Raw genomic sequence first — 18,468 nt, 5'->3', positions numbered from 1 at the left:
CGGGCAAAAAAATTTGCCTCAGTGCAACAGCGCCAGCCAAGGCAGGTAGGTGACATGCAGCGGATAGCGCTGCTGCAAGGCGTTGAGCGAGCCGCGCGGGTCGTTCAGGTCGAACACCCCGCTGATCGGCAGGGCCGCCAATGGGCCATCGGAAATCAGGATGCGCCCATGCTGGTAGCGCTCCAGTTCAGCGATCACCTCCCCCAGCGGCCGACCGTTGAAGATCAGCTTGCCGCGCTGCCAGGCGGTCAGGCTGGCAGCATCCACGCGCTGCTGGGCCAGCAGCGGCTGGCCGGCCCGGTATTGCAGGCGCTGGTCGGCCTGGAGCAGCACCGGCGCGTGGTCGCCGCTGAACTGCACCTGGCCCTCGCGCACCACCACCGTCAGTTGCTCGCCCTCGCGGCGCACGCTGAAGGCACCGGCAGCGCCTTGCAGTTGCTGAGCCTGGGCCTGGACCACGAACGGTCGCTGCGGGTCGGCCAGCGGTTCGAACAGCGCCTCGCCCGCGCGCAGGATCACCCGGCGCTCGTCCAGCGAATAGGCCACCGACAACGCACTGCCACTGTTGAGGGTGACCCGGGAGCCATCCGCCAGGGTGATGCGCTGTTGCTGGCCGACCCCGGTGTGGTAGTCCGAGCTCAAGGCCGGCCACTGCTGCCAGCCGATGCCAGCACCCACTGCCAGCAGCAGCGAAGCCGCCAGGGCCGGCCAGAAGCGCCGCGGCCGGCGGGCCACCGGCGCCTGATGCTGCTGCGCAGCCTCGGTGTGCCCCAGATCGCCCCACAACTGCTGGGCCTCGGCAGCAGCCGCGGCGTGCGCCGGGCTGCGTTGGCGCCACTGCTGGAACGCCAGGCGCTGGGCTGGCGTGGCGTGGCCGGAATGCAGCAGCACCAGCCAGTCGATGGCGGCGTCTTCCAGGTTTTCGGGGTGGTCGGTCATGGCGTCGGCAGCCGCTGGCAGGGAATTATTCATGGTGGACCTTCAGCCAATCGCGGCAATGGCGCAGGGCCTGGCCGATGTATTTTGCCACCATGCTTTCGGAAACACCCAGGCGCAAGGCGATCTGCGCCTGGGTCAGGCCTTCCAGACGATTGAGCAGCAAGGCCTGGCGGGCGTTGTCCGAGAGCTGCGCCAGGGCCTGGTCGAGCAGCGCCAGGCGCTCCTTGGCCAGCAGCACCGCTTCCGGCGCCGGGGCCGGGTCCACCGCGTCATTGTGTGGCTCGCCGTCGCTGAGGTTGGCCGCCAGGCGCTGCTCGCGGCGCAGGGTGTCGATGGCCAGGTTGCCGGCCACGCGGAAGATGAAGCGGCGATCGTCGTGCACCTCCAGCGTCTGCTGGTCGACCTTGAGCAGCTTGAGGTAGGTTTCCTGGGCCACGTCCGCCGCCCGCTGGCGATCGCTCATGCGCCGGGTGAGAAACTTCAGCAGGTCGTTGTAATGCTCTTGAAAGCTGCGCAGCAGGCTGGGGGTGGGCAGCATCGGAAGGCGGTCCGCGGATCGGGGAGGCGGATTATTCCACAAAGGCAAATGAGAAACAGTATCTTTCGTATCCCTGGCAAATTGCCTTTATCCACCGGCCTGCCCTTCTGACAGCGGCGCCTTTCTGGCATCCTGCGCCTCCTTTTTTCTGACCGGGTGCGCAAGTCTTGTCCATGCCATGGCTGTGCGGCCCAAGTCCCGTCCACTTTCCGACGTGTGTTCCCGTTGTTTGCACACGCCACTGGCAGGCCTTTTCCCATGACCGCACCTGATCGTTCCCCGCCCCGCTACACGTCCGACCTGATCTACGGCCTCGACGACCGTCCGCACTTCAGCGCGGCGATCTTCGCCGCCCTGCAGCATGTGCTGGCCAGCTTTGTCGGCATCATCAGCCCGACCCTGATCTTCGGCGGCGTGCTGGGCCTGGAAAGCGAGCTGCCCTACCTGATCAGCATGGCGCTGTTCGTCTCGGGCCTGGGCACCTTCGTCCAGGCCCGGCGCCTGGGGCCGATCGGTTCCGGCCTGCTGTGCGTGCAGGGCACCAGCTTTTCCTTTATCAGCGTGCTGCTCAGCGCCGGCTTCATGGTCAAGGGCCGGGGCGGCAGCACCGACGACATCCTCTCCACCATCTTCGGCATCTGTTTTGTCGCGGCCTTTATCGAGATGTTCCTCAGCCAGTTCATCGGCAAGCTGCGCAAGCTGATCACCCCGGTGGTGACCGGCACCATCATCACCCTGATGGGCCTGTCGCTGATCAAGGTGGCGGTCACCGACATGGCCGGCGGCTACGGCGCCAGCGACCTGGGTGCGGCGAGCAACCTGGGGCTGGCGGCATTGGTGCTGCTGACCATCGTGATACTCAACCGTTTCAACCACCCGATGCTGCGCCTGGGCTCGATCGTCATCGGCCTGACCCTGGGCTTCGTGGTGGCCTGGATGCTTGGCCGGGTGGACCTGGCGGCCCTGCCCGAGGTGCCGCTGGTGAGCGTGCCGGTGCCGTTCAAGTACGGCTTTTCCTTCGACCTGATTGCCTTTATCCCGCTGGCGGTGATCTTCCTGATTTCGCCCCTGGAGGCGGCCGGCGATCTGACCGCCAACTCGATGATTTCCCAGCAGCCGGTCAAGGGCCCGCTGTACATCAAGCGCATCAAGTCCGGACTGCTGGCGGACGGTTTCAACTCGGCGGTGGCGGCGGTGTTCAACAGCCTGCCGATGGTGACCTTTGCCCAGAACAACGGGGTGATCCAACTGACCGGCGTGGCCAGCCGCTACGTGGCCTACTTCATTGCCGGGCTGCTGGTGCTGCTGGGCCTGTTCCCGGTGATCGGCGCGGTGCTGCAACTGATGCCCAAGCCGGTGCTGGGCGGCGCCACCCTGATCATGTTCGGCACCGTGGCGGTGGCCGGGATCAAGATTCTCGCCGAGGCCGGGCTGCACCGGCGCAACGTGCTGATCGTGGCCATTTCCCTGGGCATGGGCCTGGGGGTGGCGGCGGTGCCGGAGGTGCTGCGCGAGCTGCCCAAGGCCCTGCACAACATCTTCGAGTCGCCGATCACCGTGGGGGCTTTCTGCGCGATCTTGCTCAACCTCTTCCTGCCGGAAGAATTCCTCGAACTGGAAGAGGATGAGTTCGACCCGGAAGCGGCGACCCTCAAGGTCATGCAAGACCCGGACATGAGCGCTAAAGCGAACTCCTGAGGCTGGCGGGCGTCTATGCTGCGTGCGCGGGTGTCGGGCTCTCGGCTTTGGATGTTGCAAGGCCCTGGGGGCCTTGTCGCAGCCTCGCAGGCTCGGCAGCGGCTACAAGGTGCCGGTCCGTCATTCATTTCCATTGTTGACAGGTATTGCATGCGTAGATTGATCGCCTTGACCCTGGTACTGCTCAGCCTCGGCGCCTGCGCGCTGTTGCCCAACCGCGATCCGCTGGCGATCAACGTGGTGGGCATCGAGCCGCTGCCGAGCCAGGACCTGGAAATGCGCTTTGCGGTGAAACTGCGCCTGCAGAACCCCAACGAAAGCCCCATCGACTACAACGGCGTGGCCCTGGACCTGGAGGTCAACGGCCGCCCGCTGGCCTCCGGGGTCAGCGACCAGCAGGGGCACATCGGCCGCTACTCGGAAGACATCCTGGTGATTCCGGTCAGCGTCTCGGCCTTTGCGGTGCTGCGCCAGACCCTGGGCCTGAGCCAGACCCAGAGCCTGGACAACCTGCCCTACGTGCTGCGCGGCAAGCTGGCCGGCGGGCTGTTCGGCACCCAGCGCTTCATCGATCGCGGGCAGATCAGCCTGAACAACCCCGGCGCCTGGTAAGCCCTGGGCTCTGTACCAAAGGTTTTGCGACGAAGGGCAAGCAAGGCGAAAACGGTCGAGGAACGGCCGGGGTCGCGTTCGACTTTACGGGTTGTCAATGAGCATTCCGATCAGACTCGCGCACGAGACCGTATTCAACGCAGCATCACCGAGTATCAAGGCTGTTCGTACAAAGCCTAGAACACTGACCAGCCTATGCGCTGGCTGAGCAGTTCCAGGGCCGCCATGCCCACCAGCGAGTTGCCGGCGGCGTTGAGTTCCGGCGACCACACGCACACCGTGAACTGCCCCGGCACCACGGCGACAATCCCCCCACCGACCCCGCTCTTGCCCGGCAGGCCAACTCGATAGGCGAAGTTGCCAGCCTCGTCGTACAGGCCGCTGGTGGCCATGATCGAGTTGACCTGCTGGGTCTGGCGCCGAGTGAGAATCTGCTCGCCGCTGTGCTTGCAGAAGCCGTCGTTGGCCAGAAAGCAGAACGCCCGGGCCAGATCGACGCAGCTCATGCGCAGCGCGCAATGGCTGAAATAGTTGCGCAGCACCGCCTCGACATCGTTATGGAAGTTGCCGAAGGACTGCATCAGGTAGGCCATGGCCGCGTTGCGCGCCCGGTGCTGATATTCCGACTCCGCCACCCGGCCATCCACCAGCACCTGATGGTTGCCCGACAGGCGCCGGACGAAATCGCGCATGGACAAGGCCGGTGCGGCGAAACGCGACTGATTGATGTCGCAGATCACCAGGGCGCCGGCATTGATGAAGGGATTGCGCGGGCGGCCGCGCTCGAACTCCAGTTGCACCAGGGAGTTGAAGGGTTGTCCCGAGGGCTCGTGGCCCAGGCGTTCCCAGATCGCTTCGCCGGAATGGCCGATGGCCTGCACCAGGCTGAAGACCTTGGAAATGCTTTGCACCGAGAATGGCGTGTCGGCGTCACCGGCGCTGAATACCTGGCCATCGTTGCCATATACGGCAATCCCCAGCTGGTTGGCCGGCACGTCGGCCAGGGCCGGAATGTAGTTGGCGACCCGGCCTTGGCCGATCAGGGGGCGGACTTCATCGAGAATCTGGTTCAACAGGGCTTGCATGTTCAGGCTCATCATCACGGGCCCCGGTACGGCTGCGGGGCTATGGCTGCTAGACGCACGCCAGGCCCTGCGCAGCACACCCGAGTGCACATCCGCCGGCACTTTTGCCGGCGCTGGCAGGTCTGCGAAAGCACGCCCAGGCCCTGTACCGGTCTCCAGGCCCCCTTCGCCGGCAGGGCCCACGCCATCGCGCAGGTGCCGAGAGGCCAGCAACAGCGCGGCAGGCCCGGCACATGAAATCGAAATGCAATTGAGATTCGATCATTTCCAGCAATCACAAAACACGCTGTCGATGACCCGCATCAGCTTGAATTAAGGTTCAGGCGCTAGAATGGCCTCCGGTTACGCGCGAACAAAGCTGTCATATCCCGCTATACCCCAGCGCCACACCACTCCATGCATCGCGCCTTATGGCCTTGCCCCCCTTGCAACGGGACCTTTGCGGCAGTCGATGTTCATGCCATGACGGCATTTCCTGAGCGGAGTCATGCACCCTTGAAAACCTGGCACACGATAATCGGCGTTCTGCTGATCACCACGTTCACCCTCCTGCTGGAGATCCCTTCCACCACCTGGCTGACCTCCGCCACCCTGAGCATGGTCCTGGGCAGCACCGCCCTGGCCTACATGGCCCTGTCCTGCCTGCTGGCCGCCCGCTGGGGCGTTGTCGAGCGCCTGTTCGGCGGCCTTGACCGGGTCTACGAGGTGCATAAATGGCTGGGGATCTGGGCCCTGGCGTTCGCCAGCTATCACCTGGTGTTCAAGGCCAACCTGGACGAATGGAACAGCGTGCCGATCCTCGAACTGTCCAAGTACTGGACGCGCCTGGTGCGCCAGTTGAGCTACGTGGCCCTGGGCCTGATCGTGCTCCTGGCACTGAACCGCAACATTCCCTACAGCCAGTGGCGCTGGTGGCACAAGCTGTCCGGGCCGCTGTTCCTGATCGTCATCCTGCACGGCTTGAGCTTCAAGTCGCCGATCACCCTGGACTCGCCATCGGGCCTGTGGCTTGGCGCGCTGTGCATCCTCGGGGTGCTGGGCGCCCTGTACAAACTGCTGCTCTACCCCTTGGTGGCCAAGGCCGGCGAGTATCAGGTGAGCGCGGTCAGGGTGGAGAAGAACTCCCTGCACCTGGAACTGCGCCCCCTGGGCCGCGGCTTTCCCTTCAAGGCCGGGCAGTTCGCGTTTCTGTCGATGCAGGAAAAGGGCCTGCGCGAGCCGCACCCCTTCACCATCGCCAGTGCCCAGGCCGAGGACGGGCGCATCGAGTTCGTCATCCGCGCCCTGGGCGACTACACCCAACGGCTGCGCAAGCAGGTCAAGGTCGGCATGCGTGCTGATCTCTACGCGCCTTATGGCCGCTTCAAGCGGCCCGAGGCGGCGGCCCGGGAGATCTGGATCGGCGGCGGAGTGGGCATCTCGCCGTTCATTTCCTGGCTGCAGGACGCGGCCGCCGGGGAGTTCGACAAGGCCACCCTGGTGTATTGCTACAACCCGTCCCGGGCCTTTCCCAGCGTCGACACCCTGCAGGGCATGGCCCAGGCTCGCGGCGTGGACTTCGTCGCCAACAGCGGCGGCACCGAGTCCCTGGCGCAAACCCTGCAACGCAGCGCGGCGCAAACCGACCCGCAGCAGATACGCATCAGTTTCTGCGGCCCCAAGGGTCTGCTGGCCCAGGTCCGCGAGCTGATGCACCAGTACCGGATTCCCGAAGCCAACCTGCACTACGAGTTCTTCGAGTTCCGCTGATCAGCTCCGCAAGCGACGCGGGTGGCGCGGCTCATGCAACGCCACCTTCACCACCAGGGCCGCCACCAGGGTGATGACCATCAGCACCTGCAACAGCTGGCTGAAGGCCTGGGCATAGCCCTGCAGCAACGCCTCCCGGGACCCGCTCGGCAAAGTCCCGGCACTGGCCGCCAGATCCCCCCCGGCCAGTTGCCGGGCCGCCAGCACCAGGGACTCGCCCGTGGCCCCCTGGGCGCCCAGGGCCTGTTGCAGCAGTGCCGCCAGCAAGGCCACCACCAGGGCCAGGGCAATGCCCTCGCCCGCCACCCGGGTGGTGCTGAAGATGCCACTGGCCATGCCGGCCCGCTCCTTGGGCACCACGCTCACCGACAGACCGTCCATCAAGCCCCAGGGCAGGCCGCTGCCCAGGCCGATCACCAGCAACGGCCAGACCCGTTCGCCGCTGCCCTGCCCCGGCGCCAGGCGACTGAGCCACCAGAGTCCGCCGGCGGCCACCACCAGCCCCAGGCTCGACAGATTGCCGGCGCTGAACCAGCGGTTGAGCCAGCCCGCAGCCAACGGCACCACCAGCATCGGCGCGGACAGGGCCAGCATCAGCAGCCCGGCGTCGATCTCGCTGTAGCCTTCGACGCCGATAAAGCGGATCGGTAGCAGGATCAGCAGCACCACGTAGCAATAGCAGGTAGCGATAGGCAGCACCTGCACCCCGACAAAGCGCGGGTAGCGAAACAGCGACAGGTCGAGCATCGGCCGTGCCGCCCGCCGCTCCACGACGACAAACAGCCCCAGCGCCAGCAGCGCTCCCAGCAGCAGCGCCAGAACCCAGGGGCTGCCCCAGCCGCTTTGCGGCGCCTGCAGAATGCCCCAGGTCAGCAGCACCAGGGCCAGGGTGAAGCTCAAGGTCCCGGGCCAGTCCACGCCCCGGGCCTCGGGATCCCTGGACTCCTGCATGCGCGGCACGCCAAAGGCCAGGGACAGGCCGCCGATCAGCGCTCCGGAGACGAAGATCCCGCGCCAGCCGCTGTGTTCCACCAGGACCCCGGCGAGGATCGGGCCAAAGGCCAGGCCGACGCCAAAGGTGGTGCCCAGCAGGCTGAAGGCCCGGGTCCGCCCGGGGCCGTCGAAGGCCTGGGCCAGGGCCGCCGAACCACCGGCCAGGGCGGCGGCCCCGGCCAGTCCCTGGACCCCGCGCAGCAGGTTGAGCCACAGCAGCGACGGCACGAACACCAGGGCCAGGGAGCTCAGGCCGAACAGCGCCACCCCCAGGCTGAACAGGCGCTTGCGACCGTACTCGTCGGCCAGGGTCCCGGCGGCCATCAACACACTGCCAAAGGTCAGCATGAAGGCGTTGGTGGTCCAGCTCAGGGCCAGGGGGCTGCCCCCCAGTTCGCGGGCGATGGCCGGGGTCGCCACGGCCACCCCGACAAAGGTCAGGGGCAGCATCAGCGCCGCCAGGCACACCGCTGCCAATACGCCGTAGGCACCCCGCTCGCGGGTACGAGCCGGCAGCCCAAGGGATAGGTCGAGTTCAGGATTCACGGACACCTCTACGCCCCGGTCATCAGGGCTCTTGGAAGAAAAACCCAGGATAGGCAGGCCGCAATTGGTAAAAAACAGGGCATTATTCCGCTCTTTACGGAAAAAAACGCTGCAATCGAGGAGCGCCATGGACAACCTGAACGGCCTGCAAGTGTTTGTCTGCGTGGTCCAGAGCGGCAGCCTGGTGGCCGCCGGTGAACGCCTGGGGCTGTCCGCCTCGGCGGTGGGCAAGGCCCTGTCACGCCTGGAACAACGGCTCGGCGTGCGCCTGCTCAACCGCAGCACCCGGCGCATCAGCCTGACCGACGAAGGCACGCTGTTCTACGAACGCGGCCAGCGCATCGTCGATCAGGTACAGGAAGCGGAAGCCGAACTGGCGCGGATCAGTGATGCGCCACGGGGGCGCTTGCGGGTCAGCCTGCCGGCCATCGGCTATCGCATGTTGCTGCCGATCCTTCCGGCGTTCTCCGCGCGCTATCCGGACATCGAACTGGACCTGGATTTCAACGACCGGCTGATCGACGTGATCGCCGAAGGGGTGGATGCGGTGATTCGCAGCGGCGAGTTGCCGGACTCCCAGCTCAGGTCCCGCAACCTCGGGCCCTTCGGCTTCGTGCTGGTCGGCGCGCCCGGCTACTTCGCGCGCCGCGGAACGCCCCAGACGCCCAGGGACCTGGAGCACCACGCCTGCCTGCGCTACAAGTTCCCCGGTGGCACCCAGCTGCAGCCGTGGCGCCTGCACCTGGCCGACAGCGCCGCGCCGCTGGTGCTGGGCAGCGCCCTGACCAGCAACAACCTGGAGTCGCTGATCCATGCCGCGACCCAGGGCCTGGGCATCGCCTACGTGCCGGATTTCGTGGTCGGTGGCGCCCTGGCCGACGGCAGCCTGGTGTCGGTGCTGGACGACTTCCAGCAAGAGCGCGGCAAGTTCTCCATACTCTGGCCCAGCAGCCGGCACCTGCTGCCCAAGCTGCGGGTGTTCGTCGACTTTCTCGGCGAGCATCTGCTGCTCGGCAAACCTCACAAGGAGTCCTGACGATGATTGGCAACCTGCCCACCCTGCACACCGAGCGCCTGTTGCTGCGACCCCTGGAACTGGCGGATGCCGACGCCATCCAGCAGCTGTTTCCACATTGGGAAGTGGTGCGCTACCTCAACGCCCTGGTGCCCTGGCCCTACCCGGCCGACGGTGCCTTGAGCTACGTGCGCGACCTGGCCCTGCCGGCCATGGCCCGAGGCACGGAATGGCACTGGACCCTGCGCCGGCGCAGCGACCCGGGCCAGATGATCGGCTGCATCAGCCTGATGGACCAGGTGGACGACAACCGCGGCTTCTGGCTGGCCCCGCCATGGCAGGGCCAGGGCTACATGAGCGAAGCCTGCAAGGCGGTGGACCACTATTGGTTCGAGGTGCTGCAACGGCCCTTGATGCGCGTGCCCAAGGCGGCGCCGAACCAGGGATCGCGGCGGATTTCCGAGCGTGGCGGCATGCGCCTGATCGACTCCCGGGACGGCGAATTCGTCAGCGGGCGGTTCCCCGTGGAGCTGTGGGAAATCACCCGCGAAGAGTGGCGCCGGCTCAGGTAAAGCGCACTCCGGGGCGGGCGCGCTGGTCCACGGTCAGTTCAAACACATCCGGGCGGGCGTAATGGCCGACCACGTCGTAGTCATAACGCGCACGCACCAGGTCGGCGGTGTCGATCTCGGCGCTGATCAGCCCGGCGCGGCCCACCAGCGGCCCGGCCAGCACATCGCCCATGGGCCCGACGATCACGCTGCCGCCGGCAATCAACGGCCGCTGCGCCGGCCAGTTGGCAATCTCCAGCCCCAGTTCCTCGGGCGAGGCCTGCACCTGACAGGCGCTGACCACGAAGCAGCGGCCCTCGTGGGCGATATGACGCATGCTCACTTGCCACATTTCCCGCTCGTCCACCGTCGGCGCGCACCAGACTTCGATGCCCTGGGCATACATCGCGGTGCGCAGCAGCGGCATCATGTTTTCCCAGCAGATCACCGCGCCGACCCGGCCGACCTGGGTGTCCAGCACCGGCAGGGTCGAGCCGTCCCCCTTGCCCCAGATCAGCCGCTCGGTGCCGGTGGGCATCAATTTGCGATGCTTGCCCACAAGCCCCGCCTGCGGGTCGAAATACAGCGCCGTGCAATACAGGGTGCTGCCGCTGCGCTCGATCACCCCCAGGACCAGATTGGCCCCGGTCCGCGCCGACAACCCGGCCAGGGCCTCGGTTTCGGCCCCGGGGACATCGATGGCATTGGCAAAGTAGCGGGCGAAGGCCTCGCGCCCTTCCGGCAGGCGATAGCCCAGTTGAGTGCCGAAGCCTTCACCCTTGGGGTAGCCCCCCAACAGCGCTTCGGGCATCACCACCAGGTGCGCACCGGCCTCGATGATGGCGGCTTCGTAGGACAGGATCTGCTCCAGGGTGGCCGCCTTGCCTTCAGGCAGGGCACCGATTTGCAGGGCAGCGACGATGGACTTGGGCATGACGTGTTTCCTCGGACGATCAGGTGTTGCGCATTCTGCGGGCGCCGCCGATCATCGATAAACCCCAACTCAGTGCTTAATGATATGAATCAGATGAATATCGCCAGCGTCGATCTCAACCTGCTCAAGGCCTTCGAAGCCTTGCATGACGAGTCCAGCGCCAGCCGCGCCGCCCTGCGCCTGGGGGTCACCCAATCGGCCATGAGCGCGGCCTTGCGCCGGCTGCGGGAGCTGTATGGCGATCCGCTGTTCGTGCGCACCGGGCGCGGCTTGGCACCGACCCTCAAGGCCAATCAGTTGAAGCCGGTGGTCAGCGATGCCCTGAACAAATGCCGGCAGAGCCTGGCCATGGTCGCTCCGGACACCGGCGATTATCAGGGGCGCTCGGTGACGGTCGGGCTGTCGGATGATTTCGAGATTGCCTATGGCCGGCAGATGATCGAGGCCGTGGCCCGGCGGGCGCCCAAGCTGCGGCTGATTTTCCGCCAGACCCACAGCCAGATCGTCGCCGAGGCGCTGTTGCAGCGCAGCGTCGACCTGGCCATCAGCGCCGGCGGTTTTGCCGAACGCCTGCTCAGCCGCCAGGTGCTGGGAGAAGGGGCTTACCTGTGCCTGGCCGACCCGGCCAGCCTGGCTCCCGGGCAGCAACGCATCAGCCTTGAAGAGTTCGTCGAGCGGGAGCACCTGCTGGTGTCGTCCCAGGGTTTTATCGGCATCACCGATGAAGGATTGGCGAACCTGGGCCTCAGTCGCCGGGTGTGCGCCTCGACCACGCACTTTGCCGCGCTGCCCTTTCTGCTCAAGGGCAGCCAGGCGGTGGCAACCATTCCCGACCATGCCGCCCGGCGCATCGCCGAGCTCACCGGCCTGCAACTGCTGCCCTGCCCCCTGGCGCTGCCGCGTTATCCGATCGAACTGGGCTGGCGCACCAGCCCGCAGACCGATCCGCTGTTGGTGAAGGTACGCGAGGCGATCGTCGAGAGTTTCGCCCTTACTTGTTCGCCGCCATCAGGCGATTGACTTCGCTGCGCACCATGTTGGAGAACTCCGGCGGCGACATGCCGTCGAGCTCGGCGCGGACCCACTCGGCCCACTTGCCCTTGCGCTTGCCGCGCTCGCCGAACAACCGCGCGGCCTCGCCCTTGGCCTTGCCCAGGTTGCTCTGCCACAGTTCGAACAGACGGGACTTCTCGTCCTCGATGGCGGCGCGCTCGGCCAGGGGCTTGTTAGCCAGATTGAAACTCATGGGAAATTCCTGCTGCGTAAAATAGGCGACATCTTACACTGTAGGGGCTGACGGGTTTACCCCGGACTGGCGAGCAAGGAGCAAAATGGCTGCAACTTTTGCCCCGGCAGCGGACTCCATTGCAGGTACCCGATCACTGCAGCCGCTGCCGCAGACTGCAATCGGCTTGAGCCGGCCTCCCGCTCCGGAAGGCGCGCTCATGCACCACCGTTCACATTGTCCAAGGAAAAACTTCATGGCTCGTAAATCAGCCGCGCAAGCGGAAAACGATCAAATCAAGGATCAGGCCTTCAGCGAGTTGCAGGCGCTGATCGAAGAATCGGAAAAACTGCTCAAGGGCAGCGCCACCCTGGTGGGCGAAGAAGGTGAAAGCCTGCGCCGGCAGGTGAGCCTCAAGCTCAAGCAGGCGCTGGACTCGGTGAGCCATGTGCGCGAGCGCAGCAAGCCGGTGGTGGATGCCACCGAACAGTACATCGGTGGCCATCCGTGGCAGACCGTGGCCATCTCCGCCGGTGTCGGGCTGGTGGTCGGCCTGTTGCTGGGCCGTCGTTCCTGACCGCCCCTGCAGGCCGGGCCTCTGGTGGGCCTGGCCTGCATCTGTGCATCCCTCAGCCCCGCGCCAGATCCCGCAACTGCTGCAGTTGCGCAGCGCCGATGGCAATCCCTTGTTGCAGTGAACGCTCGCGCTGCTGATGCCGGCGCTCCCCGGGCAGGCGCTTGAGTCCCACCGCGTGCATCTGCCGCACCAGTTCCTGGCTGCGCTCGGCGAAACTCTGTCCGGCGGCCTTGCTCGGATCGATGACGATCAGCAACTGGCCGGTCCAGGGCGTCTTCGCCCCGGGATGATTGGACCAGTCGAATTCGAAAGAGAAATGCCCGCCAGTCAGCGCCGCGGCCAGCAACTCCACCATCATCGACAGCGCCGAGCCCTTGTGCCCGCCAAAGGGCAGCAGCGCCCCGCCTTCGAGGATCGCCTTGGGGTCCTGGGTCGGCTGCCCCAGGCTGTCGACCCCCATGCCCAGGGGCAGGCGCTGGCCTTCCCGTGCGGCAATCTGCACATCGCCATGGGCAATGGCGCTGGTGGCCAGGTCGAAGACAATCGGCTGGCCCTGGGCCTGGGGCGCGGCGAAGGCGATCGGGTTGGTGCCGAACAACGGCCGGTCGGCCCCATGGGGCACCACGCAGGTCATGCTGTTGACCACGCTCAGGGCCACCAGCCCTTCTTCGGCAAAGGGTTCGACATCCGGCCAGAGTGCCGCGAAATGGTGCGAGTTGCGGATGGCCAGGACGGCGATCCCGGCCTCGCGGGCCTTGTGCACCAGCAGCTCACGGGCCGCCGCCAGGGCCGGCTGGGCAAACCCGTTGTCGGCATCGACCCGGACAAAGGCGGCGGCCACGTCTTCCACCCGCGGCTGCGCCTGGCCATTGACCCAGCCACTGGCCAGGGTCGAGACATAACCTGGAATACGGAACACGCCATGACTGTGGGCGCCGTCACGCTCGGCGCCGGCGCAGTTCTCGGCCAGGCACCGGGCGACGTCGGCGCGACAGCCGTGGCCCAGGAAGATCGTCTCCAGCAACTGCACCAGAGCCGGGAACGACAGGTATTCGGAGGGGGTATCAACAACCGGGGACGAGGCAGACATCTGAAGCTCCAGAGTAGTTATTGGAGGGGGCAACAGCGCGTGACCCGCGATTAAACAACGCCGAGCCGCAACCCTGTCAACCACTGCCTGAAGCTTGCAGGGAAGGTGCCAGGATCCCCCTCGCGGCGGCATGCGCCACCCTGCCCCAGCGCCTGCCAAGGGGCATCGCGGATGAAAATAACCACCGGTTACTGGGCAATCGCCATCATGGTTGTTCTCCAAGGCTTGTCGCGAAGGGTAGAATGCGCGAAATCAGGAAGAGTCAATGAGCCAACAGATCCTCTCAGAAGCCGAGTACGACGCCATTACCCAGGCTGCGGCGCAATGGTGCATGCGCCTGCACGAAGCAGACTGCAGCGATGCCGAACGCCTGGCCTTTCAGCAATGGCACGATGCCGACCCACTGCACGCCTTCGAATACCAGGCCATGCGGGAAATCTGGGAAGTGGCCGACCAACTGCCACCCTCCGCCCTGTCGACCCCGGCGCCCCAGCCTGCGCCACGGCGCAGCTGGCAACGCTACGGCGTGGCGGCGGCCATTGCCCTGTGCGCCCTGCCCCTGGCCGCCTACAGCGGCTGGGAACTGGGTTGGCTGCCCTCATCCTACGAACGCTTCGAAGCCGGCGACAGCCTGCGCAGCGTGACCCTGGCCGACGGCAGCCAGGTCGAGCTGAACCTGGGCAGCGCCCTGACCTACAGCAACTACAAGGACCAGCGCCGGGTCACCCTGAACAAGGGCGAGGCCTTCTTCAAGGTCAGCCATGACAGCGCCCATCCTTTCGTGGTCAAGGCCGCCCGGGGCCAGGTCAAGGTCACCGGCACCCAGTTCAACGTGTGGATGTATGAAGATCAGGTGCGGGTCACCCTGCTGCAGGGCTCGGTGCTGGTCAACAGCGATACCGCCCAGCCTGGCGAAGGCTTCCGCCTGGAGCCCGGCATGCAGGCCCGCTACCAGGAAGGCGACTACGCGCCCCAGATCAGCCAGACCTACAGCAACGACAGTTCCCTGGCCTGGCGCAACGGCAAGCTGGTGCTGGACAACCTGTCCCTCAACGAGGCCCTGCCGCTGATCAATCGCTATCTGGATAGCCCGGTACAGCTGGCTGACAGCCAGACCGGCAGCATTCGCGTCGGCGGCATCTACAACACCCGGGAGATCAAGAGCCTGCTGACCTCGCTGCCCAAGGTGCTGCCGGTCTACCTGACGCGCAATCGCCAGGGCAACCCGGTGATCAACGCCCTGCCCCAGTCCCCGCCAAACAGCTGAAGGCCGCCCGGTTGCCCGGGCGGCCCAGATGATCCCACCGACCTTCACAGCGCCGCCAATGGCTAAGGTTCCCGGCGCGGCTCCTGGATCCGTTGCACCTGATACTGGCCATCGGCGCGGATCTGCGCCTCGGTAAAGGGCAGCACCTGCCACTGCTTGGCGGCGAACGCCTCGGTCTGGTCGCGAAAATGCGCCGAGGCCGGGTCGCTGGACAGGGAAAACGCCAGCAACCCCAGGGCCCGCGGCCCCTGCTCATCGAAACTGACCACATTCAGGTAGCTGGTGCCGCTCACCACCTCCCGCTTGCCGCCGTCCCCCGGCACGCTCTGGATGGCGTTGTACACCCCCAGGCTTTCCGGGCCGCCGGGCACCGGGGTCGGTCGGCCGCCCCGGCTCACCTGCTGCAGCTCGCCCCAGCGCACGTCATCGGCCAACCCGGCCTCGTCCACCACCTGCGCCGCCGCCAGCATGGCCGCACGCAGGGCCCGGGCCACCGGTTCGCGGCCGATGGCCAGGCCCCGCGGCGTGTGCTGCGGGTCCCTGGCATCGAACGCCACCCGCCAGATGTCCGGATCCTGCAGCAGCGGCTGCATGATGCCCTGGAAATACACCAGGCCCAGGCCGCTGTGCAGGCCGGCAGTGCGGTCCCAGGACCCGAGGCTGCCACACAGCCGCGCCAGGCGCCGGGCATCGGCGCCCAGGTCCTGTGCACAGAACTGCAGCAGGTCCGGCATCACCAGGCCGGCCAGGTACACCTGGTTGTCGCTGACCATGTGCAGCAGATCGGCAGCCTTGATCTGCTGCATCCGGCCCAGGCGCTCCAGGGCGAAACGCGCACGCATCTTCAACGGTACGTCCTGCTGGCTGATCACCGGCGAGAAGCCTTGCAGCGGCGCCGCCGGGTTGACCATCCAGGCCGAGTCGTTGGCGTGCTGCAGGTAGTCGTTGCGCGCCAGCTGCGGCAACTGGCTGGCGGCGAAGATACCCGGCTGCGCCGCGGCCGGATCGATATCCCAGGCGCAGGCGCTGCGCGATCCGTCGAGAACGATCACCCGGGTACCGGCCCGCGGATCGCTGCACTGCGCCAGCTTGGCCTGGGTCACGTTGGGCACCACCGACTGGTTCATGTACAAGCCGCGGCCCTGGTCATCCACCGCCAGGGTGTTGACCCAGGGAATGCCCTGCAACCGGTGCACGCTGTCTTGCAGGTCGCTGACGCTGCCGGCCTGATTCATCGCGTACCACTGGGCCAGCACGCGGCTGTTGTCGAGGTTGGCGTCACGCAGGCTGTAGGCGTACTGGCGGTTCCAGTCCAGCTCCCCCGGCCATTGCACCACGGGGCCGAACACCGAGCTGTAGAGGGTGCGCGACTGGGGCTGCAAGCGACCGTCCGCGGTCTTGCCCTGCACCGTCACCACCTGACGCTGCAATGGCAGCGAGCGGCCATCCAGCAGGTAGCGGGTCGGGTCCTTGGGGTCCAGTTGCAGGCGGTACAGGGTGAAGTGCTTGGACGTATCCACGGTGTGGGTCCAGGCCAGGTGCTGGTTGAAGCCGATATTGATCAGCGGCAGACCGGGCAAGGCAGCGCCCATCACATCCAACTGACCGGGAATGGTCAGGTGCATCTGGTAGAAGCGCATGCCGCCGACCCAGGGAAAGTGCGGATTGGCCAGCAGCAGACCGCGCCCATTGAAGGAACGCTCGCCGCCCACCGCCACGGCGTTGCTGCCCCGGTCCAGGGCAAAAGCCTGTTGCCGGTTCGCCGCCAGTTGCCACTGCCTGGGGCTCAAGGCCGCCTGGGCGGCGTCTCCCGGAGGCGCGGCCAGGGCCAGGGCCTCGACGAACTGGCCGGCACCGCCTTCGACCAGCAGGCGCCGGGTCAGCTTCACCAGGTCGGCGCTGGTCAGCGGCCGCACCCAGTCGCCCTGGCACTGCTCCGGCAGGCCCTGGGCGCGGCGCTCGAGCAATTGCCGGTTGAAGCCTTCGACATAGCCCTGCATGCGCTCGCGCAGCGCCGGGGTCTGCGCCTGCCAGAACGCCGCCACCGCCTGGGGCGAGTTCAGCCAGCTGAAGAACAGGTCGCTGGCCAGATTGTCGCGCTGCTCCAGGGTCTGGCCCTCCGGACCGAAATACCTGGAGCGCTCGGCGTTGACCGTCAGCACTTCATTGGCCATCAGGCACAGATTGTCCTGGGCATAGGCGTAACCGATGCCGTAGCCCAGTCCGCGCTCATCGGCGGCACGGATATGCGGGACACCAAAGCTGGTGCGGCGGATCTCGGCCTGGACCGAGTCCGGCTGCGCCTGTGCGTGACCCCCACAACCGAGGCTCAGCAACACGGCGGCAAGGGCAAAATGCGGGAACTGCCTGGAAATGATCACACCGACTCCTGATACAAAAGAACACAACCAGGACTGGTGCGCAGGCGGGGTACGGCGATGCCGCCAGTCTGGGAATCCAGCCGCGCACGGATCAACCGGCGCCTGCCTGCCCATAAGGACGAAGAGCGGGAAAAAAATTTACTCCCATCGCCGCGGCCGCCGCGGTCATGACATGTCAGTGACTCGATACTGACAATTTTTCTACATCCCGGGCCTCATGATTGGTCGCGCTCGCTCGTCTAGTACTAGAGCACCCATCATTCTTTTCCTGATCAGGCTCTGATAAGGAGTTCTTGCATGTACAACCCGCAACTGCCAATGGATGGCACCACCATGAACAATCCGCCTGCGCTGAATGCCGGCGCCGGCGTCTTCGGCCGCAGCGCCGAGCGCACCAGCAACGAGCGCATCAAGCAGCTGCTGAAGAGCTTTGGCCTGCGCACCAGCCTGATTCGCCTGAAAGTCATCGACGCCCTGCTCACCGCCGCCCAGAGCGAACGCTCCCTGGGCGTGCGCGGAATCCACAGCCAATTGCTGGAACTGGACATTCCGCTGTCGTTTCTCAGTGTCCGGGAAGTGTTGAAACGCCTGTGCAGCGAGGGCGTGCTGACCCTCAATGCGGACAAGAGCTACAGCCTGCACCAGCGGGCCGCAGCGGTACTCGACGGCCTCTCCTGAGGCCGCCGGCGGCTCAGGGCTTGACCTTGCGACGCATCACGCCATTGATCACCACCACGACCACCGCCACGCCAATGGCGATGTACTGGAACAGTTTTTCGCTGATCACACCGTGGTTCTGCAGGTAGGAAAGGCCAAGCATGATCCCCAGTACCACCAGGGAAATCAGAATCGAGTATTTCAAGCGTTGTGACTGGGTCATTGCGGGGTCCTGAAGCTGAAAATGTATCCGCTGTGTATCAAGGTCGATGCCAAGCACCTACCAGGTTTTGGGGATGAGCCGGGGAAATCGGGGTCACATGGTACAGGCACCAAGGAGATTTTGCTTACTTGACGGCCTGTTGCGTTTTCCGTGCCCTTTGAGGATTGATAAATGTTTCGTCGAATCACGCTGCTGATTCCCCTGCTGGCCATCCTGACCCTGTCAGGCTGCATCATCATGCCCCGCGATGGCGGCCATCATCGTTACTACGACGGCGGTCCCGGCTACTACCACCGCTGAAACGTGCGGCCAATCCATCGGCCGCAGCGCATTGCCTACCACCAACGCCCGCCCCGTCGCGGGCGTTTTGCTGCCAGGGGTGGCGGTT

The 18,468-nt window shown here is 65.9% G+C and carries 19 protein-coding genes; 10 read left to right on the top strand and 9 right to left on the bottom strand.

Going from position 1 to position 18,468, the window contains the following annotated elements; translation table 11 throughout:
- Positions 1-18 precede the first annotated feature (18 nt).
- Together L1O02_RS15010 and L1O02_RS15005 are read right to left on the bottom strand one after the other, a co-directional pair.
- The gene (locus tag L1O02_RS15010; RefSeq protein ID WP_060839408.1) at positions 19-972 is read right to left on the bottom strand and encodes a FecR family protein; all 954 of its coding nucleotides are present in this window, start codon (positions 970-972) and stop codon (positions 19-21) included.
- Complete coding sequence (locus tag L1O02_RS15005; RefSeq protein ID WP_235760176.1) at positions 965-1,477, bottom strand: RNA polymerase sigma factor; 513 nt, start codon at positions 1,475-1,477, stop codon at positions 965-967. Before L1O02_RS15005 ends, L1O02_RS15010 begins: the two co-directional genes overlap by 8 nt.
- A 258-nt stretch (positions 1,478-1,735) precedes the next feature.
- Here L1O02_RS15005 and L1O02_RS15000 point away from each other — a divergent pair, with 258 nt between their 5' ends.
- A complete protein-coding gene (locus tag L1O02_RS15000; protein WP_060839410.1) occupies positions 1,736-3,175 on the top strand; it encodes a nucleobase:cation symporter-2 family protein in 1,440 nt (479 codons plus the stop codon).
- Between the two features lie 150 nt (positions 3,176-3,325).
- Positions 3,326-3,787, top strand: coding sequence for an LEA type 2 family protein (locus tag L1O02_RS14995; protein WP_060839411.1), 462 nt, complete (start codon positions 3,326-3,328; stop codon positions 3,785-3,787).
- A 176-nt stretch (positions 3,788-3,963) separates the two neighbouring features.
- Here the strand turns inward: L1O02_RS14995 and glsB are convergent, their stop codons facing one another.
- Entirely contained in the window at positions 3,964-4,872 is a 909-nt protein-coding gene (gene glsB / locus L1O02_RS14990; RefSeq protein WP_060843662.1) for a glutaminase B, read from the bottom strand.
- 495 nt (positions 4,873-5,367) lie between these two features.
- Here glsB and L1O02_RS14985 point away from each other — a divergent pair, with 495 nt between their 5' ends.
- Positions 5,368-6,621, top strand: a complete 1,254-nt coding sequence (locus L1O02_RS14985; protein WP_129406157.1) for a ferredoxin reductase family protein — start codon at positions 5,368-5,370, stop codon at positions 6,619-6,621.
- Here L1O02_RS14985 and L1O02_RS14980 read toward each other — a convergent pair whose 3' ends face one another.
- A complete protein-coding gene (locus tag L1O02_RS14980; RefSeq protein WP_235760175.1) occupies positions 6,622-8,160 on the bottom strand; it encodes an MFS transporter in 1,539 nt (512 codons plus the stop codon). It lies immediately after the preceding gene.
- 127 nt (positions 8,161-8,287) lie between these two features.
- Here L1O02_RS14980 and L1O02_RS14975 point away from each other — a divergent pair, with 127 nt between their 5' ends.
- Positions 8,288-9,196, top strand: a complete 909-nt coding sequence (locus L1O02_RS14975; protein ID WP_129406159.1) for a LysR family transcriptional regulator — start codon at positions 8,288-8,290, stop codon at positions 9,194-9,196.
- Between the two features lie 2 nt (positions 9,197-9,198).
- Entirely contained in the window at positions 9,199-9,747 is a 549-nt protein-coding gene (locus tag L1O02_RS14970) for a GNAT family N-acetyltransferase (RefSeq protein ID WP_060839416.1), read from the top strand.
- Here L1O02_RS14970 and L1O02_RS14965 read toward each other — a convergent pair.
- On the bottom strand, positions 9,740-10,660 hold the full coding sequence (locus L1O02_RS14965) for a carbon-nitrogen hydrolase family protein (RefSeq protein WP_060839417.1): 921 nt from the start codon (positions 10,658-10,660) through the stop codon (positions 9,740-9,742). The genes L1O02_RS14970 and L1O02_RS14965 overlap by 8 nt on opposite strands.
- An 84-nt stretch (positions 10,661-10,744) precedes the next feature.
- On the opposite strand from L1O02_RS14965, the gene L1O02_RS14960 reads away from it, so the two are divergent.
- Positions 10,745-11,680 carry a LysR family transcriptional regulator gene (locus tag L1O02_RS14960; protein WP_108543884.1) on the top strand — a complete coding sequence of 312 codons (936 nt, stop codon included), beginning with the start codon at positions 10,745-10,747 and terminating at the stop codon, positions 11,678-11,680.
- Here L1O02_RS14960 and L1O02_RS14955 read toward each other — a convergent pair.
- Complete coding sequence (locus L1O02_RS14955) at positions 11,652-11,906, bottom strand: hypothetical protein (RefSeq protein WP_016962601.1); 255 nt, start codon at positions 11,904-11,906, stop codon at positions 11,652-11,654. The two genes, L1O02_RS14960 and L1O02_RS14955, sit on opposite strands and share 29 nt — an antisense overlap.
- Positions 11,907-12,141: 235 nt before the next feature.
- On the opposite strand from L1O02_RS14955, the gene L1O02_RS14950 reads away from it, so the two are divergent.
- A complete protein-coding gene (locus L1O02_RS14950; RefSeq protein ID WP_060839419.1) occupies positions 12,142-12,462 on the top strand; it encodes a DUF883 family protein in 321 nt (106 codons plus the stop codon).
- 52 nt (positions 12,463-12,514) lie between these two features.
- Here the strand turns inward: L1O02_RS14950 and L1O02_RS14945 are convergent, their stop codons facing one another.
- Entirely contained in the window at positions 12,515-13,552 is a 1,038-nt protein-coding gene (locus L1O02_RS14945) for an Ldh family oxidoreductase (protein WP_060839420.1), read from the bottom strand.
- Positions 13,553-13,817: 265 nt separating this feature from the next.
- On the opposite strand from L1O02_RS14945, the gene L1O02_RS14940 reads away from it, so the two are divergent.
- Positions 13,818-14,819 carry a FecR family protein gene (locus tag L1O02_RS14940; protein WP_060839421.1) on the top strand — a complete coding sequence of 334 codons (1,002 nt, stop codon included), beginning with the start codon at positions 13,818-13,820 and terminating at the stop codon, positions 14,817-14,819.
- 62 nt (positions 14,820-14,881) lie between these two features.
- Here L1O02_RS14940 and L1O02_RS14935 read toward each other — a convergent pair whose 3' ends face one another.
- The gene (locus L1O02_RS14935) at positions 14,882-17,200 is read right to left on the bottom strand and encodes an acylase (RefSeq protein WP_235760174.1); all 2,319 of its coding nucleotides are present in this window, start codon (positions 17,198-17,200) and stop codon (positions 14,882-14,884) included.
- Between the two features lie 297 nt (positions 17,201-17,497).
- Here L1O02_RS14935 and L1O02_RS14930 point away from each other — a divergent pair, with 297 nt between their 5' ends.
- On the top strand, positions 17,498-17,878 hold the full coding sequence (locus L1O02_RS14930) for a fe2+ zn2+ uptake regulation protein (protein WP_060839423.1): 381 nt from the start codon (positions 17,498-17,500) through the stop codon (positions 17,876-17,878).
- 13 nt (positions 17,879-17,891) lie between these two features.
- Here L1O02_RS14930 and L1O02_RS14925 read toward each other — a convergent pair whose 3' ends face one another.
- On the bottom strand, positions 17,892-18,080 hold the full coding sequence (locus L1O02_RS14925; RefSeq protein WP_042941707.1) for a hypothetical protein: 189 nt from the start codon (positions 18,078-18,080) through the stop codon (positions 17,892-17,894).
- Positions 18,081-18,251: 171 nt separating this feature from the next.
- Between L1O02_RS14925 and L1O02_RS31115 the strand changes: the two genes are divergently transcribed.
- Positions 18,252-18,380 carry a hypothetical protein gene (locus L1O02_RS31115; protein WP_256596732.1) on the top strand — a complete coding sequence of 43 codons (129 nt, stop codon included), beginning with the start codon at positions 18,252-18,254 and terminating at the stop codon, positions 18,378-18,380.
- Positions 18,381-18,468 lie beyond the last annotated feature (88 nt).

This window comes from Pseudomonas sp. BC42 (assembly GCF_021560055.1).
Taxonomy (GTDB): Bacteria; Pseudomonadota; Gammaproteobacteria; order Pseudomonadales; family Pseudomonadaceae; genus Aquipseudomonas.
Note: the sequence above shows the minus strand (reverse complement) of the source record. Positions and strands in the feature narration are given on the sequence as shown.

What these genes read in the sequence shown, in the direction of transcription:
- L1O02_RS15010 (WP_060839408.1), bottom strand. Translation starts at nt 972, where the DNA reads ATGAATAATTCCCTGCCAGCGGCTGCCGACGCCATGACCGACCACCCC.
- L1O02_RS15005 (WP_235760176.1), bottom strand. Translation starts at nt 1,477, where the DNA reads ATGCTGCCCACCCCCAGCCTGCTGCGCAGCTTTCAAGAGCATTACAAC.
- L1O02_RS15000 (WP_060839410.1), top strand. Translation starts at nt 1,736, where the DNA reads ATGACCGCACCTGATCGTTCCCCGCCCCGCTACACGTCCGACCTGATC.
- L1O02_RS14995 (WP_060839411.1), top strand. Translation starts at nt 3,326, where the DNA reads ATGCGTAGATTGATCGCCTTGACCCTGGTACTGCTCAGCCTCGGCGCC.
- glsB (WP_060843662.1), bottom strand. Translation starts at nt 4,872, where the DNA reads ATGCAAGCCCTGTTGAACCAGATTCTCGATGAAGTCCGCCCCCTGATC.
- L1O02_RS14975 (WP_129406159.1), top strand. Translation starts at nt 8,288, where the DNA reads ATGGACAACCTGAACGGCCTGCAAGTGTTTGTCTGCGTGGTCCAGAGC.
- L1O02_RS14970 (WP_060839416.1), top strand. Translation starts at nt 9,199, where the DNA reads ATGATTGGCAACCTGCCCACCCTGCACACCGAGCGCCTGTTGCTGCGA.
- L1O02_RS14965 (WP_060839417.1), bottom strand. Translation starts at nt 10,660, where the DNA reads ATGCCCAAGTCCATCGTCGCTGCCCTGCAAATCGGTGCCCTGCCTGAA.
- L1O02_RS14960 (WP_108543884.1), top strand. Translation starts at nt 10,745, where the DNA reads ATGAATCAGATGAATATCGCCAGCGTCGATCTCAACCTGCTCAAGGCC.
- L1O02_RS14955 (WP_016962601.1), bottom strand. Translation starts at nt 11,906, where the DNA reads ATGAGTTTCAATCTGGCTAACAAGCCCCTGGCCGAGCGCGCCGCCATC.
- L1O02_RS14950 (WP_060839419.1), top strand. Translation starts at nt 12,142, where the DNA reads ATGGCTCGTAAATCAGCCGCGCAAGCGGAAAACGATCAAATCAAGGAT.
- L1O02_RS14945 (WP_060839420.1), bottom strand. Translation starts at nt 13,552, where the DNA reads ATGTCTGCCTCGTCCCCGGTTGTTGATACCCCCTCCGAATACCTGTCG.
- L1O02_RS14940 (WP_060839421.1), top strand. Translation starts at nt 13,818, where the DNA reads ATGAGCCAACAGATCCTCTCAGAAGCCGAGTACGACGCCATTACCCAG.
- L1O02_RS14930 (WP_060839423.1), top strand. Translation starts at nt 17,498, where the DNA reads ATGTACAACCCGCAACTGCCAATGGATGGCACCACCATGAACAATCCG.
- L1O02_RS14925 (WP_042941707.1), bottom strand. Translation starts at nt 18,080, where the DNA reads ATGACCCAGTCACAACGCTTGAAATACTCGATTCTGATTTCCCTGGTG.
- L1O02_RS31115 (WP_256596732.1), top strand. Translation starts at nt 18,252, where the DNA reads ATGTTTCGTCGAATCACGCTGCTGATTCCCCTGCTGGCCATCCTGACC.